The organism is Gluconobacter sp. ESL1110 (assembly GCF_058107395.1).
In genome coordinates, this window is the sequence record NZ_JBYLUK010000007.1 from 338,910 (window position 1) to 360,802 (window position 21,893).

At 58.3% G+C, this 21,893-nt stretch carries 20 protein-coding genes; 8 read left to right on the plus strand and 12 right to left on the minus strand.

Features of this window, described 5'->3' with window-relative positions; all coding sequences use genetic code 11:
* Nucleotides 1-168: 168 nt before the first annotated feature.
* The 4 genes from mutL to ileS are packed head-to-tail and all read right to left on the minus strand — an operon-like array spanning nt 169 to nt 6,056.
* Complete coding sequence (gene mutL / locus AC3B6F_RS05550) at nt 169-2,037, minus strand: DNA mismatch repair endonuclease MutL (protein ID WP_489823991.1); 1,869 nt, start codon at nt 2,035-2,037, stop codon at nt 169-171.
* A 35-nt stretch (nt 2,038-2,072) separates the two neighbouring features.
* Nucleotides 2,073-2,648 (minus strand): DUF3035 domain-containing protein, encoded by a 576-nt coding sequence (locus AC3B6F_RS05555; protein ID WP_062504067.1) that lies wholly within the window; start codon nt 2,646-2,648, stop codon nt 2,073-2,075.
* Nucleotides 2,649-2,697: 49 nt separating this feature from the next.
* Nucleotides 2,698-3,210, minus strand: a complete 513-nt coding sequence (gene lspA, locus AC3B6F_RS05560) for a signal peptidase II (RefSeq protein WP_211569186.1) — start codon at nt 3,208-3,210, stop codon at nt 2,698-2,700.
* Complete coding sequence (ileS, locus tag AC3B6F_RS05565; RefSeq protein ID WP_489823642.1) at nt 3,210-6,056, minus strand: isoleucine--tRNA ligase; 2,847 nt, start codon at nt 6,054-6,056, stop codon at nt 3,210-3,212. The genes lspA and ileS overlap by 1 nt, the downstream gene beginning before the upstream one ends.
* 259 nt (nt 6,057-6,315) lie before the next feature.
* Here ileS and AC3B6F_RS05570 point away from each other — a divergent pair, with 259 nt between their 5' ends.
* Together AC3B6F_RS05570 and AC3B6F_RS05575 are read left to right on the plus strand one after the other, a co-directional pair.
* On the plus strand, nt 6,316-7,281 hold the full coding sequence (locus AC3B6F_RS05570; RefSeq protein WP_489823643.1) for a TraB/GumN family protein: 966 nt from the start codon (nt 6,316-6,318) through the stop codon (nt 7,279-7,281).
* 86 nt (nt 7,282-7,367) lie between these two features.
* Entirely contained in the window at nt 7,368-8,120 is a 753-nt protein-coding gene (locus tag AC3B6F_RS05575) for a tetratricopeptide repeat protein (protein ID WP_489823644.1), read from the plus strand.
* Nucleotides 8,121-8,164: 44 nt separating this feature from the next.
* On the opposite strand, the gene AC3B6F_RS05580 is transcribed toward AC3B6F_RS05575, so the two are convergent.
* The 8 genes from AC3B6F_RS05580 to AC3B6F_RS05615 form a co-directional block, all read right to left on the minus strand.
* Entirely contained in the window at nt 8,165-10,558 is a 2,394-nt protein-coding gene (locus tag AC3B6F_RS05580) for a TonB-dependent receptor (RefSeq protein ID WP_211569190.1), read from the minus strand.
* Nucleotides 10,559-10,780: 222 nt separating this feature from the next.
* Nucleotides 10,781-11,704, minus strand: coding sequence for a bifunctional riboflavin kinase/FAD synthetase (locus tag AC3B6F_RS05585; protein ID WP_489823645.1), 924 nt, complete (start codon nt 11,702-11,704; stop codon nt 10,781-10,783).
* On the minus strand, nt 11,701-12,381 hold the full coding sequence (mtnC, locus tag AC3B6F_RS05590) for an acireductone synthase (protein ID WP_489823646.1): 681 nt from the start codon (nt 12,379-12,381) through the stop codon (nt 11,701-11,703). The genes AC3B6F_RS05585 and mtnC overlap by 4 nt, the downstream gene beginning before the upstream one ends.
* Nucleotides 12,382-12,390: 9 nt before the next feature.
* Nucleotides 12,391-12,945, minus strand: coding sequence for a 1,2-dihydroxy-3-keto-5-methylthiopentene dioxygenase (locus AC3B6F_RS05595; RefSeq protein WP_062016411.1), 555 nt, complete (start codon nt 12,943-12,945; stop codon nt 12,391-12,393).
* A 3-nt stretch (nt 12,946-12,948) separates the two neighbouring features.
* Nucleotides 12,949-13,575, minus strand: coding sequence for a methylthioribulose 1-phosphate dehydratase (locus AC3B6F_RS05600; protein WP_489823647.1), 627 nt, complete (start codon nt 13,573-13,575; stop codon nt 12,949-12,951).
* Nucleotides 13,575-13,832: a twin-arginine translocase TatA/TatE family subunit gene (locus AC3B6F_RS05605; protein WP_023944515.1), complete on the minus strand. Its 258-nt coding sequence runs from the start codon at nt 13,830-13,832 to the stop codon at nt 13,575-13,577. Before AC3B6F_RS05605 ends, AC3B6F_RS05600 begins: the two co-directional genes overlap by 1 nt.
* Nucleotides 13,833-13,903: 71 nt before the next feature.
* Nucleotides 13,904-14,374 (minus strand): CHAP domain-containing protein, encoded by a 471-nt coding sequence (locus AC3B6F_RS05610; protein WP_061930569.1) that lies wholly within the window; start codon nt 14,372-14,374, stop codon nt 13,904-13,906.
* Nucleotides 14,371-14,979: a regulatory protein RecX gene (locus AC3B6F_RS05615; protein WP_489823992.1), complete on the minus strand. Its 609-nt coding sequence runs from the start codon at nt 14,977-14,979 to the stop codon at nt 14,371-14,373. Before AC3B6F_RS05615 ends, AC3B6F_RS05610 begins: the two co-directional genes overlap by 4 nt.
* A 63-nt stretch (nt 14,980-15,042) precedes the next feature.
* On the opposite strand from AC3B6F_RS05615, the gene AC3B6F_RS05620 reads away from it, so the two are divergent.
* The 6 genes from AC3B6F_RS05620 (at nt 15,043) to AC3B6F_RS05645 (ending at nt 21,763) form a co-directional block, all read left to right on the plus strand.
* A complete protein-coding gene (locus AC3B6F_RS05620) occupies nt 15,043-16,608 on the plus strand; it encodes a D-aminopeptidase (RefSeq protein WP_489823648.1) in 1,566 nt (521 codons plus the stop codon).
* 151 nt (nt 16,609-16,759) lie between these two features.
* Nucleotides 16,760-17,962: an aspartate aminotransferase family protein gene (locus tag AC3B6F_RS05625; RefSeq protein WP_489823649.1), complete on the plus strand. Its 1,203-nt coding sequence runs from the start codon at nt 16,760-16,762 to the stop codon at nt 17,960-17,962.
* A gap of 41 nt (nt 17,963-18,003) precedes the next feature.
* On the plus strand, nt 18,004-18,933 hold the full coding sequence (argF, locus tag AC3B6F_RS05630) for an ornithine carbamoyltransferase (protein WP_489823993.1): 930 nt from the start codon (nt 18,004-18,006) through the stop codon (nt 18,931-18,933).
* 47 nt (nt 18,934-18,980) lie between these two features.
* Nucleotides 18,981-19,862 (plus strand): Hsp33 family molecular chaperone HslO, encoded by an 882-nt coding sequence (gene hslO / locus AC3B6F_RS05635; protein ID WP_489823994.1) that lies wholly within the window; start codon nt 18,981-18,983, stop codon nt 19,860-19,862.
* Nucleotides 19,859-20,923: a hypothetical protein gene (locus tag AC3B6F_RS05640; RefSeq protein WP_489823650.1), complete on the plus strand. Its 1,065-nt coding sequence runs from the start codon at nt 19,859-19,861 to the stop codon at nt 20,921-20,923. The genes hslO and AC3B6F_RS05640 overlap by 4 nt, the downstream gene beginning before the upstream one ends.
* 18 nt (nt 20,924-20,941) lie before the next feature.
* Nucleotides 20,942-21,763, plus strand: a complete 822-nt coding sequence (locus AC3B6F_RS05645; protein ID WP_489823651.1) for a hypothetical protein — start codon at nt 20,942-20,944, stop codon at nt 21,761-21,763.
* Nucleotides 21,764-21,893 lie beyond the last annotated feature (130 nt).

Genomic DNA, 21,893 nt, shown 5'->3' on the forward strand with positions numbered 1-21,893 from the left:
TTATGCCACAGACCACCCCGTAGAATTAACCACAGGGCTGTCAGGGCGTGTTGAGTTCAGAGGTAAACATCTGTCGAAAGGCAAAGCCACAAAACAAGCCTCTGCAACGCGTATCGTCCATGCCTCAGGTCAAAGACGCATGTCACGATTAAGAGAGGATTATGGCCGCTATTTGATACGCCCGAACAGTCGCTCGATTTCGCTCCGCGTCAGCTTCAACCAGGTTGGACGACCATGAGAACAGGTATTGGCGCGGGGCGTGCGTTCCATTTCCCGCAGGAGCGCATCCATTTCTTCAGGTTTCAGGCGTCGTCCAGCCCGAATACTGCCATGACACGCCATGCGAGCCAGAATAGCGTCCAGCCGGTTGGAGAAGCTGTCCGTATTGCCAGCCTCAAGGTCTGGGTCATTGGCCAGTTCATCCGCGACATCCCGCAGAAGGCCCTGAACATCCTTCGTCCCTAAAAGGGCGGGAACGGAGCGCAGCAATACGCTCCCCGGTCCGAAAGACTCCAGATCCATTCCCAGTCGGGACAGGTCTTCGGAACGTGCCAGCAGCGCCTCTGCCTCACGGCGGGGAAGGTCAATGACTTCCGGCAGAAGAAGCGCCTGCGAACGAAGCGCTCCACTGGCGTATTGTTCCCGCAGACGCTCATGCGTCAGACGTTCATGCGCGGCGTGCTGATCCACAAGAACAAGATCACCATCCGGAGCGACGGCAATGATGTAGGTATCAAAAACCTGTGCGACGGAGGCCCCCAGCGGAAAGGCTGGGTCCAGATGTTCTGGAACAGGCTGGGGCGGACGCGCGGCAGGGGTAAACCCGGCGTCCTGCTCTGCAAACCCTGAACGCTCAGTCTGCGGTATCGATGAAGTAGAAGGGCGAGAAAGTGAAGGAGCAGCAAAAGGAAGTGTGGCCGGAGCATCAGCGCGAACAGGCGGATTGACCGGCACGTCCAAACGGGGCGGATAGGAAATGGACGGGCGCGAAGGACGGATGCCAAAGCTGGCATGAATACCGCCGCCACCGCTGGAACCATGTCCCAGGGCGCGGCCCAGTCCGCCAATCACCAACGCCTTCACTTCCGCTTCGTCTGCAAAGCGCAGTTCCGTTTTGGCGGGATGGACGTTCACGTCCAGCCGTTCCAGCGGCACCTTGAGGTGGAGCGCCATCACGGGAAAGCGGCCACGCTCAATGACAGGACGATAGGCGACACGGATCGCCGTCCGGAGCATAGGGTCTGTCACCGGGCGATGATTCACGAGAATGAACTGGCCCGATCCGGTCGCACGGGTTTTTGCCGGGCCGCAGGCAAAGCCGGACAGGCGGATATGGCCCCGTTCTTCGTCCAGCGGAATCAGTGTGTCAGGCGTTGTATCGAGAACCGCAGCGGCCCGGGCGACCGGGCTTTGTTCTGGCAGATCGAACAGAAGCTTGTCGTCCAGAGTAACCCGCATGGCGCACTGCGGTGCGCTCAGAGCCAGACGCCGCATGACGGATTCGGCGTGACTGTTCTCGACCCGTGGGCTTTTGAGGAACTTGCGACGGGCTGGTGTGGCAAAAAAGAGGTCTGTCACCACGATCCGCGTCCCGACAGGGCCGGAAGACGGCTGCGGTGGCGTGATGATGCCGCCATCGACACGGAGACACCATGCCGTATCGGACTCAGACGTGCGGGAGGTTATGGACAGCCGGGCACTGGCGCCGATGGAAGGGAGTGCTTCTCCACGGAACCCGAGCGTACGGATCTGGACAAGCCGTTCGTCCTGCAATTTGGAGGTACAGTGACGCTGAACAGCCATTTCCAGCTCTTCAGGCGTCATGCCGCAACCATTATCGGTCACGTCGATGCGGTCTGTGCCCCCTGCGCGCAAGGCGACGACAAGGCGGGTGGCCCCGGCATCAATGGCGTTTTCGACAAGCTCCTTGAGCGCTGCCGCAGGACGTTCGATGACTTCGCCGGCCGCAATCAGGTCAACGACATGACCTGAGAGGCGGCGGATAACAGGGCGAAGAATTGACGATTTTTCAGACAGGACTGTGTCTCACGATCCTGAAGGAACGTGCTGTCTTACAGCACGCCCAGAAAATGCGTGGCCTTTTTCTTGACCGTCGGTGTGGCGCCTGTAGCAGGGTTACGACCCAGAGCCGAGTTCTCACGAATGCGACGGTTTTCGGCGTCTCCATCCACAACAGAACCAGCCTGACCGCCCTTCCAGAACATCAGGTTATCAACGAAACCAGCGTCAGCTGCTCCGAGTTCCGCATTGTTCGGCGCATTGGAGGCCTTGTCCGCTTGACCAACGAGCGCGGACTGACCGCTGCTGTTCTCACCTGTAATCGGGTGGAGAGCCGTATCAGGCGAGAGGGTTTCCAGTGCCTGCATACGCGGGCTCTCGTCCGGACGATGGGCATCATCAGCGCCCGGAAGCTGCATCTTCTCTGAGGGCGGCATGGAAAGCGGTGCACGCGTCGTGACGGTGTATTCGTCCGGCATGTAGCGTTCCATGCCGAAGGCGCGCTCCAGATCACTCCCTGAGCAACCGGACAGCATCAGGCCAAATGAAGCGATTGCACCCATCTGTACGCTGAGACGGGCAACTGGAAGACGGTTACGGCGCATTGAGGGACCCTGGGACGCGATCATGATGGGATAGTCCTACAGTCCGCGCCGCGTGGGGGCAAGCTCCGCTTGTTCAGCGCGGCTGACTGTTACGTTCAGCAAGAAGGGAGTCGATCAGCCAGACGGCCACGCCGCAGACGATACCGGCATCCGCCACGTTGAACACATACCAGGACCAGCCAAACGCATGCGCGTGCAGAAAGTCCACAACCGCGCCATAGCGCAGGCGGTCAATGACGTTACCGATGGCGCCACCAGCGATGGCGCCACAGGCTCCGGCTACCAGCGTGCGGCGGGTCTTCGTCATGGTCCAGACCAGCAATCCAACGGCCAGCAGCGAAACCGTGCAGAACACCAGCGGGCCTTTTCTACCCAAACCGCCGAACATCCCAAACGTCACGGCATGGTTCCAGACCATGGTGAAGTTCAGGAATGGCAGAATCTGGACGGACCCTTTCTCTGGCAAATTATAGCCGTAGAGAATCCAGTCCTTGCTGGCCTGATCCAAAACCAGGACCAGAACCAGCAGGGCGAGCCCAAGAACGAGCCGCCCCATGCGGCTCATACCTTCCTGCCAGAGGGACATCAGGCACTCACCACGCTGACGCAGCGGCGACACAGGGCCGGATGCTCGGCATTTTCGCCAACATCAGGCAGAACCTTCCAGCAGCGGGCACATTTGTGGCCGGGCGCACGCTCAACCTGCGGGCCGCCATGGACGGTTTCGCCGGGTAGAAGCTCGATCTCTGCATGGGACGTGATGAGCAGTTCGGCCCAATCGATCCCCGTGAGAGACGCGGCTTCTTCCTGCGAGATCGGCAAAGTGACACTGGCTTCGAGGGAAGCTCCGATCGTACCGTCACGGCGGGCTGTTTCCAGCTCTGTCGTGACAAGGCGACGATAGGCGCGGATTTCGTCCCAGTTTGCACCAAGTTCCGGGTTATTCCACTCAGCATCCGGTTCAAAGAACTGCTCCAGATGGATGCTGCTTTCTTCACCGAAACGGGCGTTCCAGGCTTCTTCCGCTGTGAAGACCAGCACCGGAGCAAGCCATGTGCAGAGCGCGCGGTGCAGGATGTCCAGAACCGTGCGGGCCGCACGGCGCGTTGGGTCAGACGGCGCGTCGCAGTAAATCGCGTCCTTACGGATGTCGAAATAGAATGCCGACAGATCTGTTGTGCAGAAACCGTGCAGCGCCGGATAGACGCCGACCCATTGATGGGTTTCGACCGCCTTGCTGATCAGGCCACGCAGTTCCGACAGGCGGTGCAGGATATACTGCTCAAGCGGCGGCATTTCGGCGTAAGGAACAGCTTCCTCTTCCGTGAAGCCATCCAGCGCACCCAGCAGCCAGCGCAGGGTGTTGCGTAGACGGCGATAGAGTTCGCCCTGCTGCTTGAGGATCTCGTTACCGATCCGCAGATCTTCGTTGGTATCGGAGTTCAGAACCCACAACCGCAGGATGTCAGCGCCCAGCGAGTCCGTCACATCTGCCGGAGCAATGACGTTGCCGAGGGACTTGGACATCTTGCGCCCCTGCTCGTCCAGCACGAAGCCGTTCGTCACAACAGCCTTGTAAGGAGAGACGCCGCGGGTACCGACACTTTCCAGCAGGGAGGACTGGAACCAGCCGCGATGCTGATCAGAGCCTTCAAGATACAGGTCTGCCGGGAAATTCAGGCCTTCCTGCCCCAGCGCGAACTGGTGTGAGGAGCCGGATTCGAACCAGACATCCACGATATCGAAGACCTGCTCGTAATCTGCGGGATCACGGTTCGGACCAAGGAAAACAGCTGGGTCCGTATCATACCAGACGTCCGCGCCTTTTTCGTTGAAGGCTTGGACGATACGGTCCATGACCTCGGCGTCACGCAGGACTTCACCGCTCCGCTTCTCAACGAACACGGCAATCGGCACGCCCCAGGCGCGCTGACGAGAGATGCACCAGTCCGGACGCTGCTCGACCATGGAGGTCAGACGGCGACGGGCGGCTTCCGGGACGAACGTGACGGGATCAAGCGCCTTGAGGGCTTTCTCGCGCAGCTTGGTTTCGCCATCCATCGCAATGAACCACTGGGGCGTGGCGCGGAAGATGATCGGAGCTTTGGAGCGCCAGGAATGCGGATAGGAATGACGGATCTTGCTGCGGGCCATCAGGCCGGCTGCAGGGGCGTCATCATGTTCAGCGGACTGGCGGGCTTCCGTCAGCAGATCGCAGACCGGATCGGCGGCCTTGAAGACATGGATACCCTCGAGATGCGGCACCCATGAGGCGTAGCGACCGTCATCCTGCACCAGTTCCGGCACTTCGATGCCGAACTGGCGGCAGACGATAAAGTCATCCTGACCGTGCGACGGCGCCATGTGCACAAGGCCCGTACCAGCGTCTGTCGTGACGAAATCGCCCGGCAACATCGGGACATCATATTCGTAGCCACGGCCACGCAGCGGATGAGCGGCGATGGCGCCTTCCAGCGCACTGCCGGGCAGCGTGTAGAGGATATGATGAGCACTGATACCGGTTTCGGCACAGAACGCCTCAACGCGGTCCTCCGCGATCAGGAGACGCGCGCCCTGCGGCACAACGCTGGCTTCCGTGATCTCGTCAGCACGCAGAACCACATAGGTGATGTCCGGGCCGTAAGCCAGTGCACGGTTGGCCGGAATGGTCCAGGGCGTTGTGGTCCAGATGACGGCTGACACGCCTTCCAGAGCATCGCCGGGGGTCGGGTCTTTCAGGATCGGGAACGCGACGAAGATCGTGGTGGAGTCGACGTCGTGGTATTCGATCTCGGCTTCGGCCAGGGCGGTCTTTTCAACCGGGCTCCACATGACGGGGCGCAGGCCACGATACAGACCACCGTTCAGCAGAAACTTGCCGATTTCCGCCACGATTTTGGCTTCGGAGCTGAAGTCCATCGTGACGTAACGGTTAGCCCATTCCGCCTGAACGCCGATCCGTTTGAAGTCTTCCGCCTGCTTGCTCACCCATTCGGCGGCGTACTGGCGACATTCCGCGCGGAACTGGAGCAGGGGCACCTGATCCTTGTCCTTGCCGGCCTTGCGATACTGTTCCTCAATCCGCCATTCGATCGGCAGACCATGACAGTCCCAGCCCGGCTGATAGCGGACTTCGAAACCAGACATACGATGCGCGCGGTTGATGACGTCTTTCATCACCTTGTTGAGCGCATGGCCAATGTGAATGTGCCCGTTGGCGTAGGGCGGTCCGTCATGCAGCGTGAAGACCGGGCGTCCCTTCCCTTCCTCACGGATCTTGCCGTCCAGGTCCATGGCGGCCCAGCGGGCCAGCGTTTCAGGCTCGCGCTTCGGCAAGCCGCCCCGCATAGGGAAGCTGGTGCGCGGCAGGAACACGGTGTCGCGATAGCGATCCTGCTGTTCTTTAAAGGTCGTATCGGACTTGTCGGACATGGGACGGGCCAACTTTGGTCATTCACACAAAATAAGGGGGACCATATGGAGATTGGGCGGGGATGCGGTCAAGTCTTCTCGCAGGAAACCTCTGCTTCCAAACGGCGGAAAGACGTCTTTATGTGTGCCGGAGACGCTTTTTCAGCGTATTTCATGGCGAATGCGGCAGTTCCGTGAAAAAAACTTTCCGCTGGATTGTTTTGGCAGGGCAGTCATGGTGGGCTTCAAACCGTATTATTTCTGCGTTGAAAGCATTCTGATGAAAAGACTTTGGCTGGCCGCCCTTCTTTTTGCGGTTCCCATGCAGGCAATGGCTCAGGCGTCGCACTGCCCCGCACCGGCCTCCGTCCCCCCAAAGTCTGAACTCCTGCACCTTTTGATGACAGCGCAGGATCGTGGCTTTCTCTGGAAAATCATGAAAGATGGTCATTCTTCCTGGCTCTATGGGACCATTCATGCCTCCCGACAGGAATGGATGCTCCCCGGCCCCCTGACACGTATGGCCATGGTAAAGAGTAATGTCGTTGCTCTGGAACTGAATCTTCAGGACCCGGCAACGCTCGCGACGTTGCGCAAACCAGAAGATCCGGACCGCCTGCAACATCTGATCCAGACGGGGCGGAAAAAGAAGCTGGATGATCTGGCAGAAACGCTGTGCCTGCCAGTCGCCAATTTCTCGAAAACGGCTGTAGGGCTGGAGGCAGCCGGGTTGAGTACAGCCGTGGGGCGTGTGGACGGATATTATCCGGACTATGCTGCTGATCTTGTGATTCAGGGCATAGCAGGGGGCATGAAGAAAGATCTCATTGCGCTGGAAGAGGCCCAAACCCAACGCGATCTGGTCATTGCTGCCAATCAGGCCGATGAAGACGATTTCATTGATACTACCATCAAAAATATCTCTTCTGGCGAGGCTCGCACGGATGAGAAACGCATCGTCGAGATATGGGGACAAAGCGATATGGCACAGCTTCAGCACTACGATGCATGGTGCAAATGCCTTCGCACCCCCAAAGAGCGGGCCGAAACCAAGCGCCTTCTGGATGACCGGAACATTGAGATGGCACGGAAAATTCTGTCGCTGCACGAATCCGGGAAATCCCTGTTCATTGCCGTTGGTTCCTTGCACATGGCGGGACCCAAAGGTCTTCCGGCTCTGCTGAAACAGGATGGTTTTGACATCCAGCAGGTTGTTCCAGCCACGACTGGCCCCAGCGCGCTTTAACCTGATGTCGGCTTTGCCAGACCTGACGCAGAGGATACACTGAGTTTGCAGTATTCTCTGCTTCGGCTGGCATGGGCGGGTTCGACATGAAGCGTGTTTTCAGAAAATTTTTTCCGCTTCGGAAAGAGCCAATTCCCGTTCCGTCCCTGCCAGAAAATATTGAGGACATCCGGCAGAAAGCCCTGAAAGGGCATCATCTGGAAATTGTGCAGTGGGGGCAGGTTCTGCTGGACAGTGTGTATGTTCCAAAAGATCCGGCTGGTGCGCTGGAATGGTTTACGATTGCTGCAACAGCAGGGTTTGGGCCGGGCCATAACATGCGAGGCCGTTGCTTCCAGTTTGGATGGGGATGCGACCAGGATCTGACGGAAGCGGCACGCTGTTATGAAGAAGCGGCCAAAGCCGGGGATGAGTGGGGCCGATACAATCTGGGTATTCTGACCATGCGCGGGATCGGTCAGCCTCAGGATCTGCCTAAGGCACTCGATCTGTTCCGAACGGCTGCACAGAACGGCCATGCAAAGTCCATGAACCTGTATGCGCGCTTTCTGGAGGAGGGCTGGGTTGTATCGCAGGATCGTGCAGCGGCTCTGGACTGGTATCGGAAGTCCGCTGAAGGCGGGGATTACCGGGGACAGCATAATTTCGCGACGGCACTGGCGGATGCGGGTAAGATTGATGAGGCTCTGGACTGGTGGCGCAAGGCTGTTGTGGATGCCACGTCTGACATTCTGCTCGCGATGAACCAGAAGCTCGTTTTGTTAGGGGAAAAGCGCGATACGGCGCTGGAAACCCGCGTTCAAAGACGGCTGCAGGAACTTGGTGTTCCCGCGCCCTAACCGTTCGGTTATCAGGCCGGCATGAACGGGCCTGATGTTTCAGATCAGTATGTTGCGGAAATATTCGCGAGGAACGAGCGACCGACAGACGGCGTCGCACGATCCGAAAAAAGATTGCTGTAGTTGAGACGGTTATCGAGGTTGTAACCGTTCATGGCGATACGCCAGTGCTTGCCAAAATTATGGGAAATGACAGCATCCCACTCCATCGTTGCAGGCACGCGCGCTGTATTGGCCGCGTTGAGCCATACCCCGTCACGCCATGTTAGCCCACCGCCGAAGGTAAGGTTCCAAGGCTTGTTGGGCGCGATTGTATAGGTGGACCAAATGGTCGCGGAATTCTTGGGAGCATACTGGATCCGCTTGCCCACGTTTGCTGCCGTCAGGGAACTGACGGTGGTCGCATCGTAGTAGGCGTAGGTGCCGATCATGGTCCAGTTCTTCAGGATTTCGCCTGAAACACTGAGTTCGACGCCCTGATTGCGCTGACTGTCGCTGGATGAGGAAACGGTGCCTGTAGAGGCGTCCGTCATGAGGGCATTCCCCTTTTCAAGACGGAACACCGAGGCTGCGAATCCCATACGCCCCTGAAACGCATTATATTTGGCGCCAAGTTCATAAAGGCTGCTGCGCTCCGGGCTAAATCCCTGCGTGGAGGATTTTAGAGGCTCGGAACTGTTGGTCACATACAGGCCCATAGGGGTCGTGGATTGTGCCCAGTTGAAATAGACCATGATGTTACTGGTCGGCGTGTACATGAGGCTAACGGTCGGATTGAAAGTATCCTGCGTCTGCCCATAAGACACACCTGCCCCGGTCGTTCCGCCGTTTGCTGAGTAGTGGCTGTCCCAGTGATCCCAGCGGAAGCCGCCTCGTACGGAGAACCAGGACGTCAGCCAGATCTGGTCAGAGAAGAACGCGCCAACATCGGTGGCGTCACCTGTCTTGTACAGCGCATGTCCGACACCGGAAATATTGACGAGGTTTCCGCTATACTGGCCGACCGACCCAAGCAGCAAACCCGATTGTGTGGACGATGGGTGAAGCAGGCTTGTGGTGTCTTTCTGCGTGCCGTTCTGGCCATTGAAATTATAGGCTTGGTTCGTGCGCCGGTCATACACATGCTCGATATCCACACCGGCAATGATCTCGTGACGCAGGCGCCAGGTCGAGAACTTTGCGACACCGGAAAATACATCCTGCACGGACCAGTCATTCTGCTGATAAGGTTCTGGGCCGCCCAGATGTCCGCGACGATTGATCTGGGCCGCAGCCGGATTTGTGAAAAATTCAGCCGCGCAGGTCGTGTCGCAGCCCGGCTGGGAGGCTGAGAAATATCGACTGTACAATCCGCCGCGTAAATCATTGTACAGGGTGATATATTTGCTGAGATCGAACTTGAGGCGGCCGGTCAGCATGTCCACGTTCGAGACATCCTGATCATAACTCGTTCCATACCAGTTGTTTCGGTTCAGGCCATATTCTGTAGCGGGCTTCGCAATGGCTGTTCCCGGTTTTGTAATCACAGGAACGCCGTAATCCGGAATACGGTTATCGGTCTGGTGGAAATATTCGAGCGTAAACGTCGTTCGCTTTCCGAGGCCAAAGGCAATGGAGGGCGCTATGCCCCACCGGTGGGAATAAACATCGTTCCGGCCAACCGTATTGTTCTCGTTTCCCATGCCGGTAATGCGGATGGCTGTGGACTCACCAATTTGCTTGTTGAAATCGAGCGTTCCACGCGCATAGTCGCCAGATCCACCTGAAAGGCTGGCACCGTAGCTGTCCCCCAGATGCGCGACTTTTGTGGTGATATTGATGGCGCCGCCGGTCGTACCGTTGCCGAAGACTTCCGAAGATGGCCCCTTGATGACAGTGATATGGTCGTAATCGAAGCTATCGCGTGTGTAGACGCCGAAATCACGCAATCCATTCTCGTAGATGTCGTTCTGGGCCTGAAAACCGCGGATCAGGAACTGGTCTCCCGCCATTCCGCCCTCGCCCTCTCCAACAGACGCTGTGATGCCCGGGACATTCCGCAGGGCTTCATCCAGGGATTTGACGTTCTGCTGCTCCATCAAGGCTTTGGGGACCACGTTGATGGTTTGCGGTGTATGCAGAACGTCCTGAGGCATGCGGCTGATGCCGACGGGCGATTGCAGAATGTTCATGGGAGAACCGACAACATGCAGATGCTCTGTCTCGGCAGCAGCGGCTTCGATGCTGTTCGTCTGCGTGGAGACCGGCTTTTGCACAACGGGTTCAGGTTGGGTTTTCTGAGATGCAGGAGGCACAACAGCCTGATGGCGACGTCCTTGCGGATGCTTGACTTTATGATGTGGCGAACCGCTCTGGGCGTGGGCCGCAGAACAGACCAGAGTTAGGCTTGCCGCGAGGGAAACTGCCCCCAGAGGGCGGTTAGAGTGTTTCGAGGACATCGCATCAGGATCCTGTCGTGAGGATAAAAGCGATTTCCTTAGAGAGATAATGCGAATTATTCGCAATATGGAGAATGGCATTATTTACACATTAAATCATAATATAGAAATTAAGTGACATATTTGCCACGGAGGCTTGAGCTAAGTGGGAGAGCGCAAAAAAGAAAGCCGCTCTCGAAATGAGAAGCGGCTTTCTGGAGCAGTATCATGACGACGCGCAAATCAAGCGGATAGGAGAGCCCGAGCCTCCTCGACGTCCTGAGTGATCCGAGCTTTAAGTTCATCCAAACCGGAAAAGCGCTTTTCTTCACGCAGCAGGGCGATCAGAGCAACGCTGAGAGTCTTGCCGTAAAGGTCTTCTGAGAAGTCGAACAGATGTGCTTCCAGCCGACTTTCCTGGCCATCATTGATCGTTGGCCGGCGGCCAAGATTGGCCACGCCAGGAATGATGCGTCCGTCAGGCAAGGTCGCGCGAACCGCATAGACGCCCCGAGCGGGTTCAAGATGCTGCCCGAGAGGGATATTGGCCGTTGGGAAACCGAGAAGACGGCCTCTCTGGTCCCCGTGTATGACGGGACCGACAATGGACCAGGGTCTTCCCAACTCCTGAGCTGCCCGTTCAGGATAGCCTTCCTGAAGCAACCGGCGGATTCTGCTGGAAGAAATGGGGCCACCTTCATCGGTAAGCTGAGGCACGATCATCAGTCCCACCCCGTGGGGGGACAGAAGAGCTTCCAGAGTCTCCGTATTCCCTGTCCGACGGTGCCCGAAAGCAAAATCCGCCCCGCAGGCAACATGCACAACACCCAGATGGCGGAGCAGAATATCCTCTACGAAGGCTTCAGCACTTAGATGTGAAAAAGCTTCATCGAACGGAATCTGGAAAACTTCAGAGACGCCCTGCTCTTCCAGCGTCTGCGCCCGGACAGACGGGAGCATCAGGCGACAGGGAGGGTCCTGCGGACGGAACAGTTCTCTTGGGTGCGGGTCGAACGTGACGACCGACAGCGGATGATCCGGGCGGGCAGCGCGCAGAGCATGCAGCAAATGAACATGCCCGCGATGGACACCATCAAAGTTGCCGAGGGCCGCGACTGTTCCGCGCGCGCTGTCTGGTATGGATCGCCAGTCCGTATGCAGGGTCATGTGGGGAGACTGAACTTCTGTGTGACGTCGTTCAGATCAGCCGCGTGAGGTACACCCTCGTAAGGGAAGGTTTTGTCCTGCGGGCGCACAAGCTGGCAGATCTGAAGTCCAGCCTCTTTCGCAGCGTCCAGTTCTGCGCCGATATCGGACAGGAAAAGAATTTCTTCTGGCTTCAAAGCGCAGGCTGTAGCGATTTTTGTATAGGACGCCGCATCTTTCTTGCCGCCTGTCGACAAATCGAAAAAACCATCGAACAGAGACGTCAGATCGCCTTGTTCCGTATAGCCGTACAGAAGCTTCTGGGATGGAACGGAGCCCGAAGAATACACTGCCAGACGCAGGCCACCTTTGGACCATGCTTTCAGGGCTGGTGGCACGTCTTTGTAAAGATCCGCCCGGAGGGTGCCATCTTCGAAGCCCTGCCGCCATGTGATGCCCTGCAACGTCTTAAGCGGGGCGGCTTTCTCGTCCTTTGCCATCCAGTCCTGGCAGACCTTCAGCGGGTCCTCGCCGGGATGGGAGATCGCAATATCTGCCCGTGCGCCTACGACCTGCGGGTTCGTATGGTCTTCAATCAGGGCTGGAAGCGCTTTGGCCGCGTAAGGGAACATGACATCCCGCACGAAAGAGATCGGCAGGGTTGTGCCTTCGATATCAAGCAGGACGAGACGGATCATAGTGGGCTTTCAGGAGGCCGGTGAGACATCTGCGGGGAAGCGCTCGGCAATGTCGTCCCCAGTATATTTGGCAATCCAGCCGGTCGTATCGGTGAAGACACGCAGGGCGACCACATCAGGCGACGGGCCGGCATCGAACCAGTGCGGGATGCCTTCCGGCACGGAGATCAGGTCTCCGGCGGTGCACAGGACGGAATAGATCCGGCCATGAATATGCAGGACAAACGCGCCCTGACCGTGCACGAAGAACCGGACTTCATCTTCACTATGCGTATGTTCGGAGAGGAACTTCTGGCGCAGTTCCGGCAGATTGGGTGTGGAGGCGTTGATCCGTACGACATCCGCACTGCCTGCGCCTGTCTCGCCCATCAGCGTATCAAGATACGGGCGGTAGGCGGCCAGCACTTCATCCGTCGTCGCATCCTTGGGGGGCGTAACAGGTGCTGCCCAGCGTTCGAAACGGATGTTGTGCGGGCGCAGCGTCTCCGCGATTTCGCCGGGAGACGTTACGTCCAGAAGGATCGTGTCGGGAGCATCGTCCCGATAGACGGTCAGTCTGCTCATGGTTCAGCGTGCCTTCTGAAGACGGGCGAGATGACAGGCGAGCAGGAACTCCAGGCCCTCAAGACGTGCGAGAGCCGTGAACATGTCCTTGCCCCAGACGTAAACACCGTGTCCGCGGATCAGGTAGCCCAGACGCATTTCCGGCAGCTTCGGAGCAACAACTGTCGCAAGCCGGGCAATATCCTGATCGTTGTGAAACAGGGGCAGATCCAGGCTGGTCTCATGGGTCGTCTGGCCTTCAAAGGCCTTTAGAACCTCATAACCTGCCAGTGTGATGGCGTCTGTTGGCTCATCCATGGACAGGATGGTGGCCGCGACGGAATGACCGTGCAGCACGGCACCGATTGATGGGTCATGCGCGTAGAGCTGTGTGTGCAGCAAAGTCTCTGCGCTGGCTCGGTTCGCGGGATCAAGCGGCACGCCTTCAGGGGTGATCTGAATCACGTCCTGTTCCGTCAGGAAGCCCTTGTGGCCGCCAGAACGTGTGATGGCGATGCGGCCATCGTCCAGACGCACGGACAGGTTGCCAGCCGTAGCCGGGACCCAGCCGCGCTGATCCATCCGTTGGCCTGCCCGGACAATTTTCCGGGCAGCCTCGGTCCATGCCGTATCAGACGTCGTGTTCAACATCAGACCTGCGTACGGTGCGTATCGCTGTTGGTAGTCGTCTGGCTGTAACCGGGCGACTGGTTGGGGGGCGAGATGTGACCCGGCGGCTGGCTGTTTTCAGCCGGCGTCATGTTCTCATCTTCGCCCATGTTCTTCTTGAAGGATTTGATTCCCTTCGCGAAGTCTCCCATCAGGCCGCTGATCTTTCCACCGCCGCCAAACACGACGAGCAGGACGACCGCCAGGATCAGCCAGTGAACGGGGCTCATGCTGCCCATAATGTATTACTCCGAAAAGCCAAGGCTACACCTTCATGTGGCAAGGCTTGGGCGTTTGTGCAAGCGTTCGCTCAGGACGCATCATCCGGACCGGAGGCCGAAACGAAGCCATAGGTTGGATAGGCCCTGCGCCCCAGGCCGTGAATGGGTGCCCACCAGACGCGAACGAGCGTCCAGTCATGATCAGGTGAAACATCCGTGATGGGGACATTCCGATCAATACGTCCCGGCTCCCAGTTAGCATGATCCACAAGGATCGTGCGTGAAGAAATCTGTCGCCGCACGATGGAAACGTGTCCGCTGGGTACGCGCGACGTCGCGCGGAAGACCAGAACCGAGCCCGCTATGGGACTATGACTGCGGGCGTAGTGCCCGGCGGACTGACGCCACCATGAGGCTGCGTCTCCCCGAAGCTGGAGGCCAGTTCGGGAGCGGGCATAAGGTGCGCACTGGAGGGGACCATTGAAACTGGCGCGGCTGAATTCGCGGCTCCCGCCACAGGCCGTGAGGGATAAGAGCAGGCAGAGCGCAAGTTTCTTCACGGGCGGCTCCGGAATGCGATGATCCGGTCTTCTGCTTGCTCAGGGTCCATTTCCAGGGCTGCCTGCACGACGTCCCGCGAAAATCCATTGCGTGCGAAGATTCCCATGACACGCATCGGGTCTTCCTGCGGTCGGTCAGGACGAGAGAAAGGCCCAACACGACGCTTGCGCGCCAGAACGAGTGCTGCAGCGAGTTCAGCCTCATGGGCGGAATCGTCTGATCGTTCGCCCAGCGATTCGTTGAGCGCGTCCTGTGTCACGTTCTGATCGACACCTTTGGTCGCCAGATGGGCAGCGACGGCGCGGCGGGAGCGTCCGGTGCGCGTCAGGTTCAGGGCGCGGGAGCGTGCAAATCCGGCATCATCCACTGCGCCCAGTTCTGTCATGGCGGAAACGACATCATCTACGGCAGGACGCAGGGAAGCGATCGTCGCTTCAGCATCTTCTTCAGGCAGACCGGCTCGAACAGCACGTGTTGCCCAGCGGCGCAGACGCCGGTCCAGCATCTGGCGCAGGCCGTGTTCGGTTGCGGCGAAACGGGCCAGATGAGCCAGAGCCGTTTCACGCAACACCTTGAAATCGGGAGCGGTTGGAATGTCCTCCATAGAGAGGGAGTATGCTGCCAAGTAGGCATTTACGGCAAGATCGGATGAGGCCATCATCGCTTCATGAGCAACTCTTTTTCAGCCCGTCTCGAGGCGGCCGTCTCCGCCATTCCTGCCCGCTATCCCGGCCCCGGCGGCGCTGTTGCCGTTGTAAAGAACGGCGAAGTTCTGGTGCACCACACCTGGGGATACGCCAATGCGGAGCGGCGGCTTCCGTTCACGCCCTCTACCCTGTTCCGCATGTGCTCGATCACCAAGCAGTTTACCTGCGGTGTGATGCTGGATCTTTTTCAGGACCCCACGGAACTGGATGGGGATGTGGATGACCGCCTGCCCCAGCTTGATGAGCCTGCTCCGGGCGCACTGCATCTGGCACACAACCAGTCAGGCCTGCGGGATTACTGGGCCGTGGCGATGCTGCATGGAGCCCCGATTGAAGGAGACTTCGGAGACCGGGAAGCGCGCCGCGTTATTGATGGAACACGCACACTCCAGTTTCAGCCAGGCACGTCCTACTCCTATGTGAACCAGAACTTCCGCCTGTTGTCCGATATTCTGGAAGACCGGACGGGACGGAGCTTTGCGGAACTGCTTCAGACGTCCGTGTTCAATCCTGCCGGTATGGAACGTGCCATTCTGGCGGCCGAGACCCGCGCCATGCCGGACGGGACGGTCGGCTATGAAGGCACTGTTGAAAGCGGCTTCCGACCTGCGATCAACAATGTTCTGTGGACAGGCGATGCCGGACTGGGCGCCTCGCTGGATGACATGATTGCCTGGGAGCGCTTCATTGACGCCACCCGTGACGATCCGGACGGGCTTTACAATCGCCTCACAAGCCCGGTGACCTTTCTGGATGGTGCAACTGCCCCCTATGGTTTTGGGCTGCAGCGCACCTCCATGTTCGGGCGGGATGTGACGATGCATGGCGGCGCCCTGCGAGGCTGGCGCTCTCACCGGCTGCATGTGGCATCAGAGCGGCTGTCCGTGGTGGTGATGTTCAATCACATGGCACCTGCTCAGGTGGCTGCGGCGCAGATTTTGGCCGCCGCCCTTGGTGTTCCTTATGAGCCAGAGCGGACGACCCAGCAGCCACTTGAACTTTACGGGACGTATCTTGAACAGGAAACGGGCCTGTCTGCCCGAATCGAACCAGCACCGGGTGGTGCGCAGCTTCGCTATCTGATGGTTCCTGAAATGCTGGAAGGCGTTGCTCCTTCACGGGCAGAAACGCAGACCGTCCGTGTGGTGCGTCAGGGCGACGAAGTTCGCATGGAGCGCCCCGGTGAAAACCGGGTTGGTATTCTAACAGCGTGTGATGAAACGCCGGGCGAGGATGTTGACGCTCTTGAAGGTGTCTATCGCTGCGAAGAGCTGGATGAGGCAGAAGTCACCATCACACTGACAAATGGTGTCGTTTACGGCGGTTTCTCAGGCATTCTCGGAAATGGACGTATGGAGCCACTCCAGAGACTGGCGAAGGATGTGTGGGTTCTGCCCTGCCCGCGCGCTCTGGATCATACCGCCCCGGGAGACTGGACGCTGGCTTTCCAGCGGGATGCCGCAGGTGTAAATGCGCTTCGCGTTGGGTGCTGGCTGGCCCGGGATCTCGTTTACAGACGTGCCTGAAGCCGTTCTTTCCCCGCAAGGGGTTTGACGGATTGCATTTCTGCCGCACAGTATGTGTCTGCGGAATCTTTGGCCCTGCCCCGGGCGACTGGGGCAGGGTTTTCCGATTCTGCAGCTTTTCATTCACCCCGATTCAGGATCGTCGATCATCATGATCTCCGCCCTCATGCCCAATTACAAACGTGCCGACCTTGCTTTCGAGCAGGGCGAAGGCGTCTGGCTGACGGCATCGGACGGGCGACGATATCTGGATTTCGGGGCAGGCATTGCCGTCTCTTCTCTGGGCCATGGACATCCGAAACTGGTGAAGACCATCGCGGATCAGGCTGCGAAGGTCATGCATGTCTCGAATCTTTATCGCATTCCACAGGCTGAAAAGCTGGCGGACCTGCTGGTGAAGAATTCGTTCGCGGACTCTGTCCTGTTCTGCAACTCGGGAGCCGAAGCCAACGAAGGCATGGTGAAGATGATTCGCCGCGCCCAGTTTGAGAACGGCCATCCGGAACGGACGCGTATTCTGTGCTTTGACGGCGCTTTCCACGGTCGGACGCTGGCCATGATTTCCGCCACAGGGAACCCCGCCTATCAGAAGGGTTTCGGCCCTGTTGTCGAAGGTTTTGACCACGCACCGTTCAACAACACGAATACGCTGCGGGCGGCCATTACGCCGGAGACGGCTGGTATTATCGTCGAGCCCATTCAGGGTGAGAGCGGCATCAAGCCAGCGACGGAAGTCTTCATGAAGGCACTTCGTGCGGTTTGTGACGAGCACGGCATTTATCTTGGCTTCGACGAAGTTCAGACGGGTGTCGGCCGGACAGGCAAGCTGTTCGCGCATGAATGGTACGGCATCAAGCCGGACGTCATTTCCATTGCCAAGGGCATTGGTGGCGGCTTCCCGCTCGGCGCGGTTCTGGCAACGGAAGAACTGGCCAAGCACCTGACGCCGGGTTCTCACGGCACGACATTCGGCGGTAATCCGCTGGCTTGTGCGGCCGGGACAACCGTTCTTGAAGAAGTCCTAAGCCCCGACTTTTTGAACCACGTCCACAGCGTTGGAGAAACGTTCGGCGCCTTGCTCCAGGACGTTGTGAAACGCTCTTCCGGGGTGTTTGACGATGTGCGCGGCATGGGACTGATGCGTGGGCTGCACTGTGTGCCCCCGGTCGGTGAGGTCATGCCGTTTGTAACGGCTGCTGGTCTTTTGACGGTTGGAGCGGGGGACAATGTTCTGCGTCTTGTGCCGCCGCTGATTGTCACGGAAGAAGACTGCAAAGTTGCGTGCAACAAACTGATTGAGGCAGCTGAAGCCTTTGTGGCTGCCGGGAAACTGGAACAGGAGACAGTGTCGTGAGTCTGGCTATCGCCCCCCGGACGGTTGGAACGGAACAGCAGATGCCACGGCATTTTCTTGATATTCGGGATTTTAGCGGAGACGTTATTCGGCAGATTATTGATCTGTCGGCACGCGTCAAAGCCTTGCAGAACAATCGTGCACGCCCCCTTCATCCCGAACGTCCACTGGAAGGTCGGACCTTGGGCCTGATGCTCGCACAGCCTTCCACCCGGACGCGTGTGTCGTTCGAAGTCGGAATGGGTCAGCTTGGCGGACAGGTTTCGGTGCTGTCCCCAGGGGACATGCAACTTGGGCGTGGTGAAACCATTGCGGATACTGCACGAGTTCTGTCGCGCTTTCTGGATGTGATTGTTCTGCGAACGGGCAAGGATGAAAACCTGCGCGAACTGGCAAAGTGGAGCACTGTGCCAGTTATCAACGGTCTGACGCCGGTGTCCCATCCGATCCAAATTCTGGCGGATGTTCTGACCTTTGAAGAGCATCGCGGCCCGATTACCGGCAAGACGCTGGCCTGGATTGGCGATGGCAACAATGTTGCGACCTCGCTGATGGAAGCTGCGGCTCTGCTGAAATTCAATGTGCGTCTGGCAACACCCACCGGGTTTGCACCCAGTGAGCGTGCAGTACGGTGGGCGCGCGAAAATGGCGCATCCATCGAAATCTTCCATGATCCGGCTGAAGCCGTTGCCGGAGCCGATGCTGTTCTGACGGACACCTGGGTCAGCATGGGGGACAAGGACCGCGAGGAACGCCTTGAAGCCTTCCGCCCGTATCAGGTGGATGCTGCCCTTATGGCGAAAGCTGCGCCTGAGGCCCTGTTCCTTCACTGCCTCCCTGCCCATATCGGGGAGGAAGTGACGGCGGATGTTTTCGAAAGCCCGGCGTCTGTTGTTTTTGATGAAGCGGAAAACCGGCTTCATACGCAGAAGGGCCTGCTTCTCTGGGCTCTTGGGAGAGAAAACGGGTGATCGATACACCTCCATTTCTTGACAGGGACCGTCCCAACGTCCCGAACATGGTTGTTTCCGGAGGGATTGTTCCCTTCCATCTGGAGCGATCGCCGGTGCGGGGGCGCCTTGTCAGGCTGGGGAAACTGGCTGACGCTATCCTCGCCCGTCATGACCTGCCGGACGTTGTTCTGGAACTGGGCGGTCAGGCGTTGGCCCTTGTGGCGGCCATGGCTTCTGCCCTGAAGTTCAAAGGCTCTTTCTCCCTGCAGATCAAGGGCGATGGACCTGTCACGATGCTGCTGGCGGATGCGACAGATACTGGTGATCTGCGCTTTATGGCACGTCTTTCAGAAGACGCGGATCCAGAGAATCTTCCGCATACAACGCTCGAGCTTCTGGGCAACGGGTTCATGGCGTTCACGATTGATCAGGGGGCGGATATGGATCGCCATCAGGGGATCGTGGAACTGACGGGAGGTACACTCTCCGACATGGCCATGCACTACTTCCAGACCAGCGAGCAGCATGACTGTCTGATCCGGCTGTTCTGCACGAAGACGCTGGAAGGCTGGCGGGCCAGTGCGCTGGTTCTGGAACGCATTGCTGCGGAAGGTGGCATTGAAGCCACCGCGCAGGATAACGATGCGTGGGAAACGGCCTGTACGTTTGCCGAAACACTCCAGCCTGTTGAAATTTTTGATGAAGATCTGGGCAGTGGGGATCTGATCTATCGTCTGTTCGGGACGTTGGATGTGCAGATCTCGACACCCCGCGCTCTGGCTTATGGCTGTCGCTGTTCGCGCGCCCGTCTTGCGGCGGTACTCGACAGGTTCAGCGCGGGCGATCTGGACCACATGGTTGAAGACGGAGCCATCACGATGAACTGTGAGTTCTGTAATGTCGGTTTCCGCTTCACCCGCGATGAACTGGGAGACAAGCCTGAATGACGACTTCGCTGCTGGATGGTATCGAGATTGATGGTGCGCCTGCCGGGGCGCTGTACCCCGGATGGGTCGCACTCCAACGTCAGCCGGTCGTCGGGCAGTTCGAAGTTGTTGTTTTTCAGGATGAGGTCAGCCGCAGACAGGCCTGCTGGTGGCTGGAGAACGGGATTTACAGGGGTAGTCATATTCTCGCTCTGGCTCCGCCCGTTCAGAACGATCTTCTGACCGCGATGGACCCTCTGTTCTGGCCTTTGGCGGAAGGCGTTCTGGGAGGGGATATCAGGGAAGATGCACGCATCTTCAGAACGGATCTTCCGGAAGTTGCCTTTCGTGAGCTTTCAGGGGCCTGGCTGGGACGCCATGCCCCTCATGCCATCTTCATCGCAGCGGGACATGCGGATAGCGGAGAGGCACTAACCTGCCCGGACGGAAAACCCGTCGCGGAAGGACGGATGAAAGCCCTGCTTTCTGCAAAGCGCAGTGGTGGTGCACTGATTGTGTCTTCGCCGTTTTCGGCCTTGCCTGTTCGTGCCCAGATTGAGATGAAACTGGGGGTTTCCGCGACTGCCTACCGGTTTTATGACGAAGCCGAGAACACTGTCTTCTACCTTGTCTGGGATGAAACAGCGCCGGACCGTCGACCGTCTTTCTATTATCCCAAAGGCCCGCTGCTGATCAGCGATGCCCCTTCCGGACCGCTCTTTCCCGGATGGATTCTGGAATGGTTTGCCAGTCATTCAGATCATGCAGAGACAATCCGTTCAGCGCGTCCGTTTCTTCCGGAAGATTTTGGAGTAGGTCAGGCGTCGTCGTTGCGCACCCCCAAAATCCCTCGGGATGATCGACCCGCCGCTCCGCTTGCTTCTACAAAGGCTGCACACTCTGTCAGTACGTCTTCAAGACCTGACCCCACAGAGACTCAGACCGCGCCAGAGCCTGTGGCGGCTCCACAAAGATCCTTTTTACCGGAGCTTCCACTGGAGACCGCTCCGGTATTAAAGTCAGAGCCTAGAAAGGGGCTGTTCGGGCGACTGAAATCCCTTTTGAACCGCCATAGCAAGTAGGTTTCGGGAGACTGGGTGATGGGTATGAGACACTGGATCGGGGCGAGTGCTCTGGCTTTTTCCCTTGCTCTTGGGGGATGTGCAGACGATGAGCCTGCGCAGACATTCCCACCAGCCGATTATAGCTATCTGTCCCAGCTTCACCTGAATGTTGCTGCGATCAATATTCAGGACGAGGCCGTTCCCTCCCCAGGCGCACTGAGCGCCAAGGCTCCCACTCCGCCTGATCAGGCGCTCAAACAAATGGCCAGCCAGCGTCTTGTTGCCAGCGGGCAGACCGGACAGGCGGATTTCATCATCAAGCAGGCCTATATCGCTGCCACAGGAGAGAATACCATTTCCGGCGCAATGGATGTGCAGTTGAATGTTGCGGACGCGGGCAACCTGCACACAGGTTATATTCATGCCCGGATCAGCCGCAAACTCGACACCGGCTCCAGGAGCGCCACCTCACGTGCCTCCCTGTATGAACTGACCAATCAGATGATGCAGGACATGAATGTCGAACTGGAGTTCCAGATCCGCAAGAAGCTGATGAGTTGGATGACGGATGCCATCGGGAATCCACTCGTTGATGGCGGGGTCAAACAGCAATCTCTTGGCGCGCCGGGTACTGTGGCCTCTCCGGCAGTTGTACCCTCCGTCACAACCCCGCCCACGACCACCAGCGTTCCGCAGGCAGTTCCCGTCTCAACTCAGCCCAGTGTGCCAGATGCCATTTTCCCGACTGGCTCAGGCGATGATGGCACGTCAGTAGTTCCTGCTCCCAAACAGAAATCCCCTCCCATGGGAACTCTGCAATTACCGTCCTCCTCGCAGACCTCTGGTTCAAACGGTTAAAATCATCCTCCTCGTGGGGTTGTGATCGCGTAGGGTCTGGCGTCAGACCTGACGCTTATTCTATGGGATCATGCCCTTACTTATTTCGGATATGTTCATTTCCCGAACATGGCCCCACCCTCGTTCTGGA

Excerpts from the sequence above, each read along its gene's own strand:
- AC3B6F_RS05555 (WP_062504067.1), bottom strand. The coding sequence starts at position 2,648 with ATGATCGCGTCCCAGGGTCCCTCAATGCGCCGTAACCGTCTTCCAGTT.
- lspA (WP_211569186.1), bottom strand. The coding sequence starts at position 3,210 with ATGTCCCTCTGGCAGGAAGGTATGAGCCGCATGGGGCGGCTCGTTCTT.
- ileS (WP_489823642.1), bottom strand. The coding sequence starts at position 6,056 with ATGTCCGACAAGTCCGATACGACCTTTAAAGAACAGCAGGATCGCTAT.
- AC3B6F_RS05570 (WP_489823643.1), top strand. The coding sequence starts at position 6,316 with ATGAAAAGACTTTGGCTGGCCGCCCTTCTTTTTGCGGTTCCCATGCAG.
- AC3B6F_RS05575 (WP_489823644.1), top strand. The coding sequence starts at position 7,368 with ATGAAGCGTGTTTTCAGAAAATTTTTTCCGCTTCGGAAAGAGCCAATT.
- AC3B6F_RS05580 (WP_211569190.1), bottom strand. The coding sequence starts at position 10,558 with ATGTCCTCGAAACACTCTAACCGCCCTCTGGGGGCAGTTTCCCTCGCG.
- AC3B6F_RS05585 (WP_489823645.1), bottom strand. The coding sequence starts at position 11,704 with ATGACCCTGCATACGGACTGGCGATCCATACCAGACAGCGCGCGCGGA.
- mtnC (WP_489823646.1), bottom strand. The coding sequence starts at position 12,381 with ATGATCCGTCTCGTCCTGCTTGATATCGAAGGCACAACCCTGCCGATC.
- AC3B6F_RS05595 (WP_062016411.1), bottom strand. The coding sequence starts at position 12,945 with ATGAGCAGACTGACCGTCTATCGGGACGATGCTCCCGACACGATCCTT.
- AC3B6F_RS05600 (WP_489823647.1), bottom strand. The coding sequence starts at position 13,575 with ATGTTGAACACGACGTCTGATACGGCATGGACCGAGGCTGCCCGGAAA.
- AC3B6F_RS05605 (WP_023944515.1), bottom strand. The coding sequence starts at position 13,832 with ATGGGCAGCATGAGCCCCGTTCACTGGCTGATCCTGGCGGTCGTCCTG.
- AC3B6F_RS05615 (WP_489823992.1), bottom strand. The coding sequence starts at position 14,979 with ATGGAGGACATTCCAACCGCTCCCGATTTCAAGGTGTTGCGTGAAACG.
- AC3B6F_RS05620 (WP_489823648.1), top strand. The coding sequence starts at position 15,043 with ATGAGCAACTCTTTTTCAGCCCGTCTCGAGGCGGCCGTCTCCGCCATT.
- AC3B6F_RS05625 (WP_489823649.1), top strand. The coding sequence starts at position 16,760 with ATGATCTCCGCCCTCATGCCCAATTACAAACGTGCCGACCTTGCTTTC.
- argF (WP_489823993.1), top strand. The coding sequence starts at position 18,004 with ATGCCACGGCATTTTCTTGATATTCGGGATTTTAGCGGAGACGTTATT.
- hslO (WP_489823994.1), top strand. The coding sequence starts at position 18,981 with ATGGTTGTTTCCGGAGGGATTGTTCCCTTCCATCTGGAGCGATCGCCG.
- AC3B6F_RS05640 (WP_489823650.1), top strand. The coding sequence starts at position 19,859 with ATGACGACTTCGCTGCTGGATGGTATCGAGATTGATGGTGCGCCTGCC.
- AC3B6F_RS05645 (WP_489823651.1), top strand. The coding sequence starts at position 20,942 with ATGGGTATGAGACACTGGATCGGGGCGAGTGCTCTGGCTTTTTCCCTT.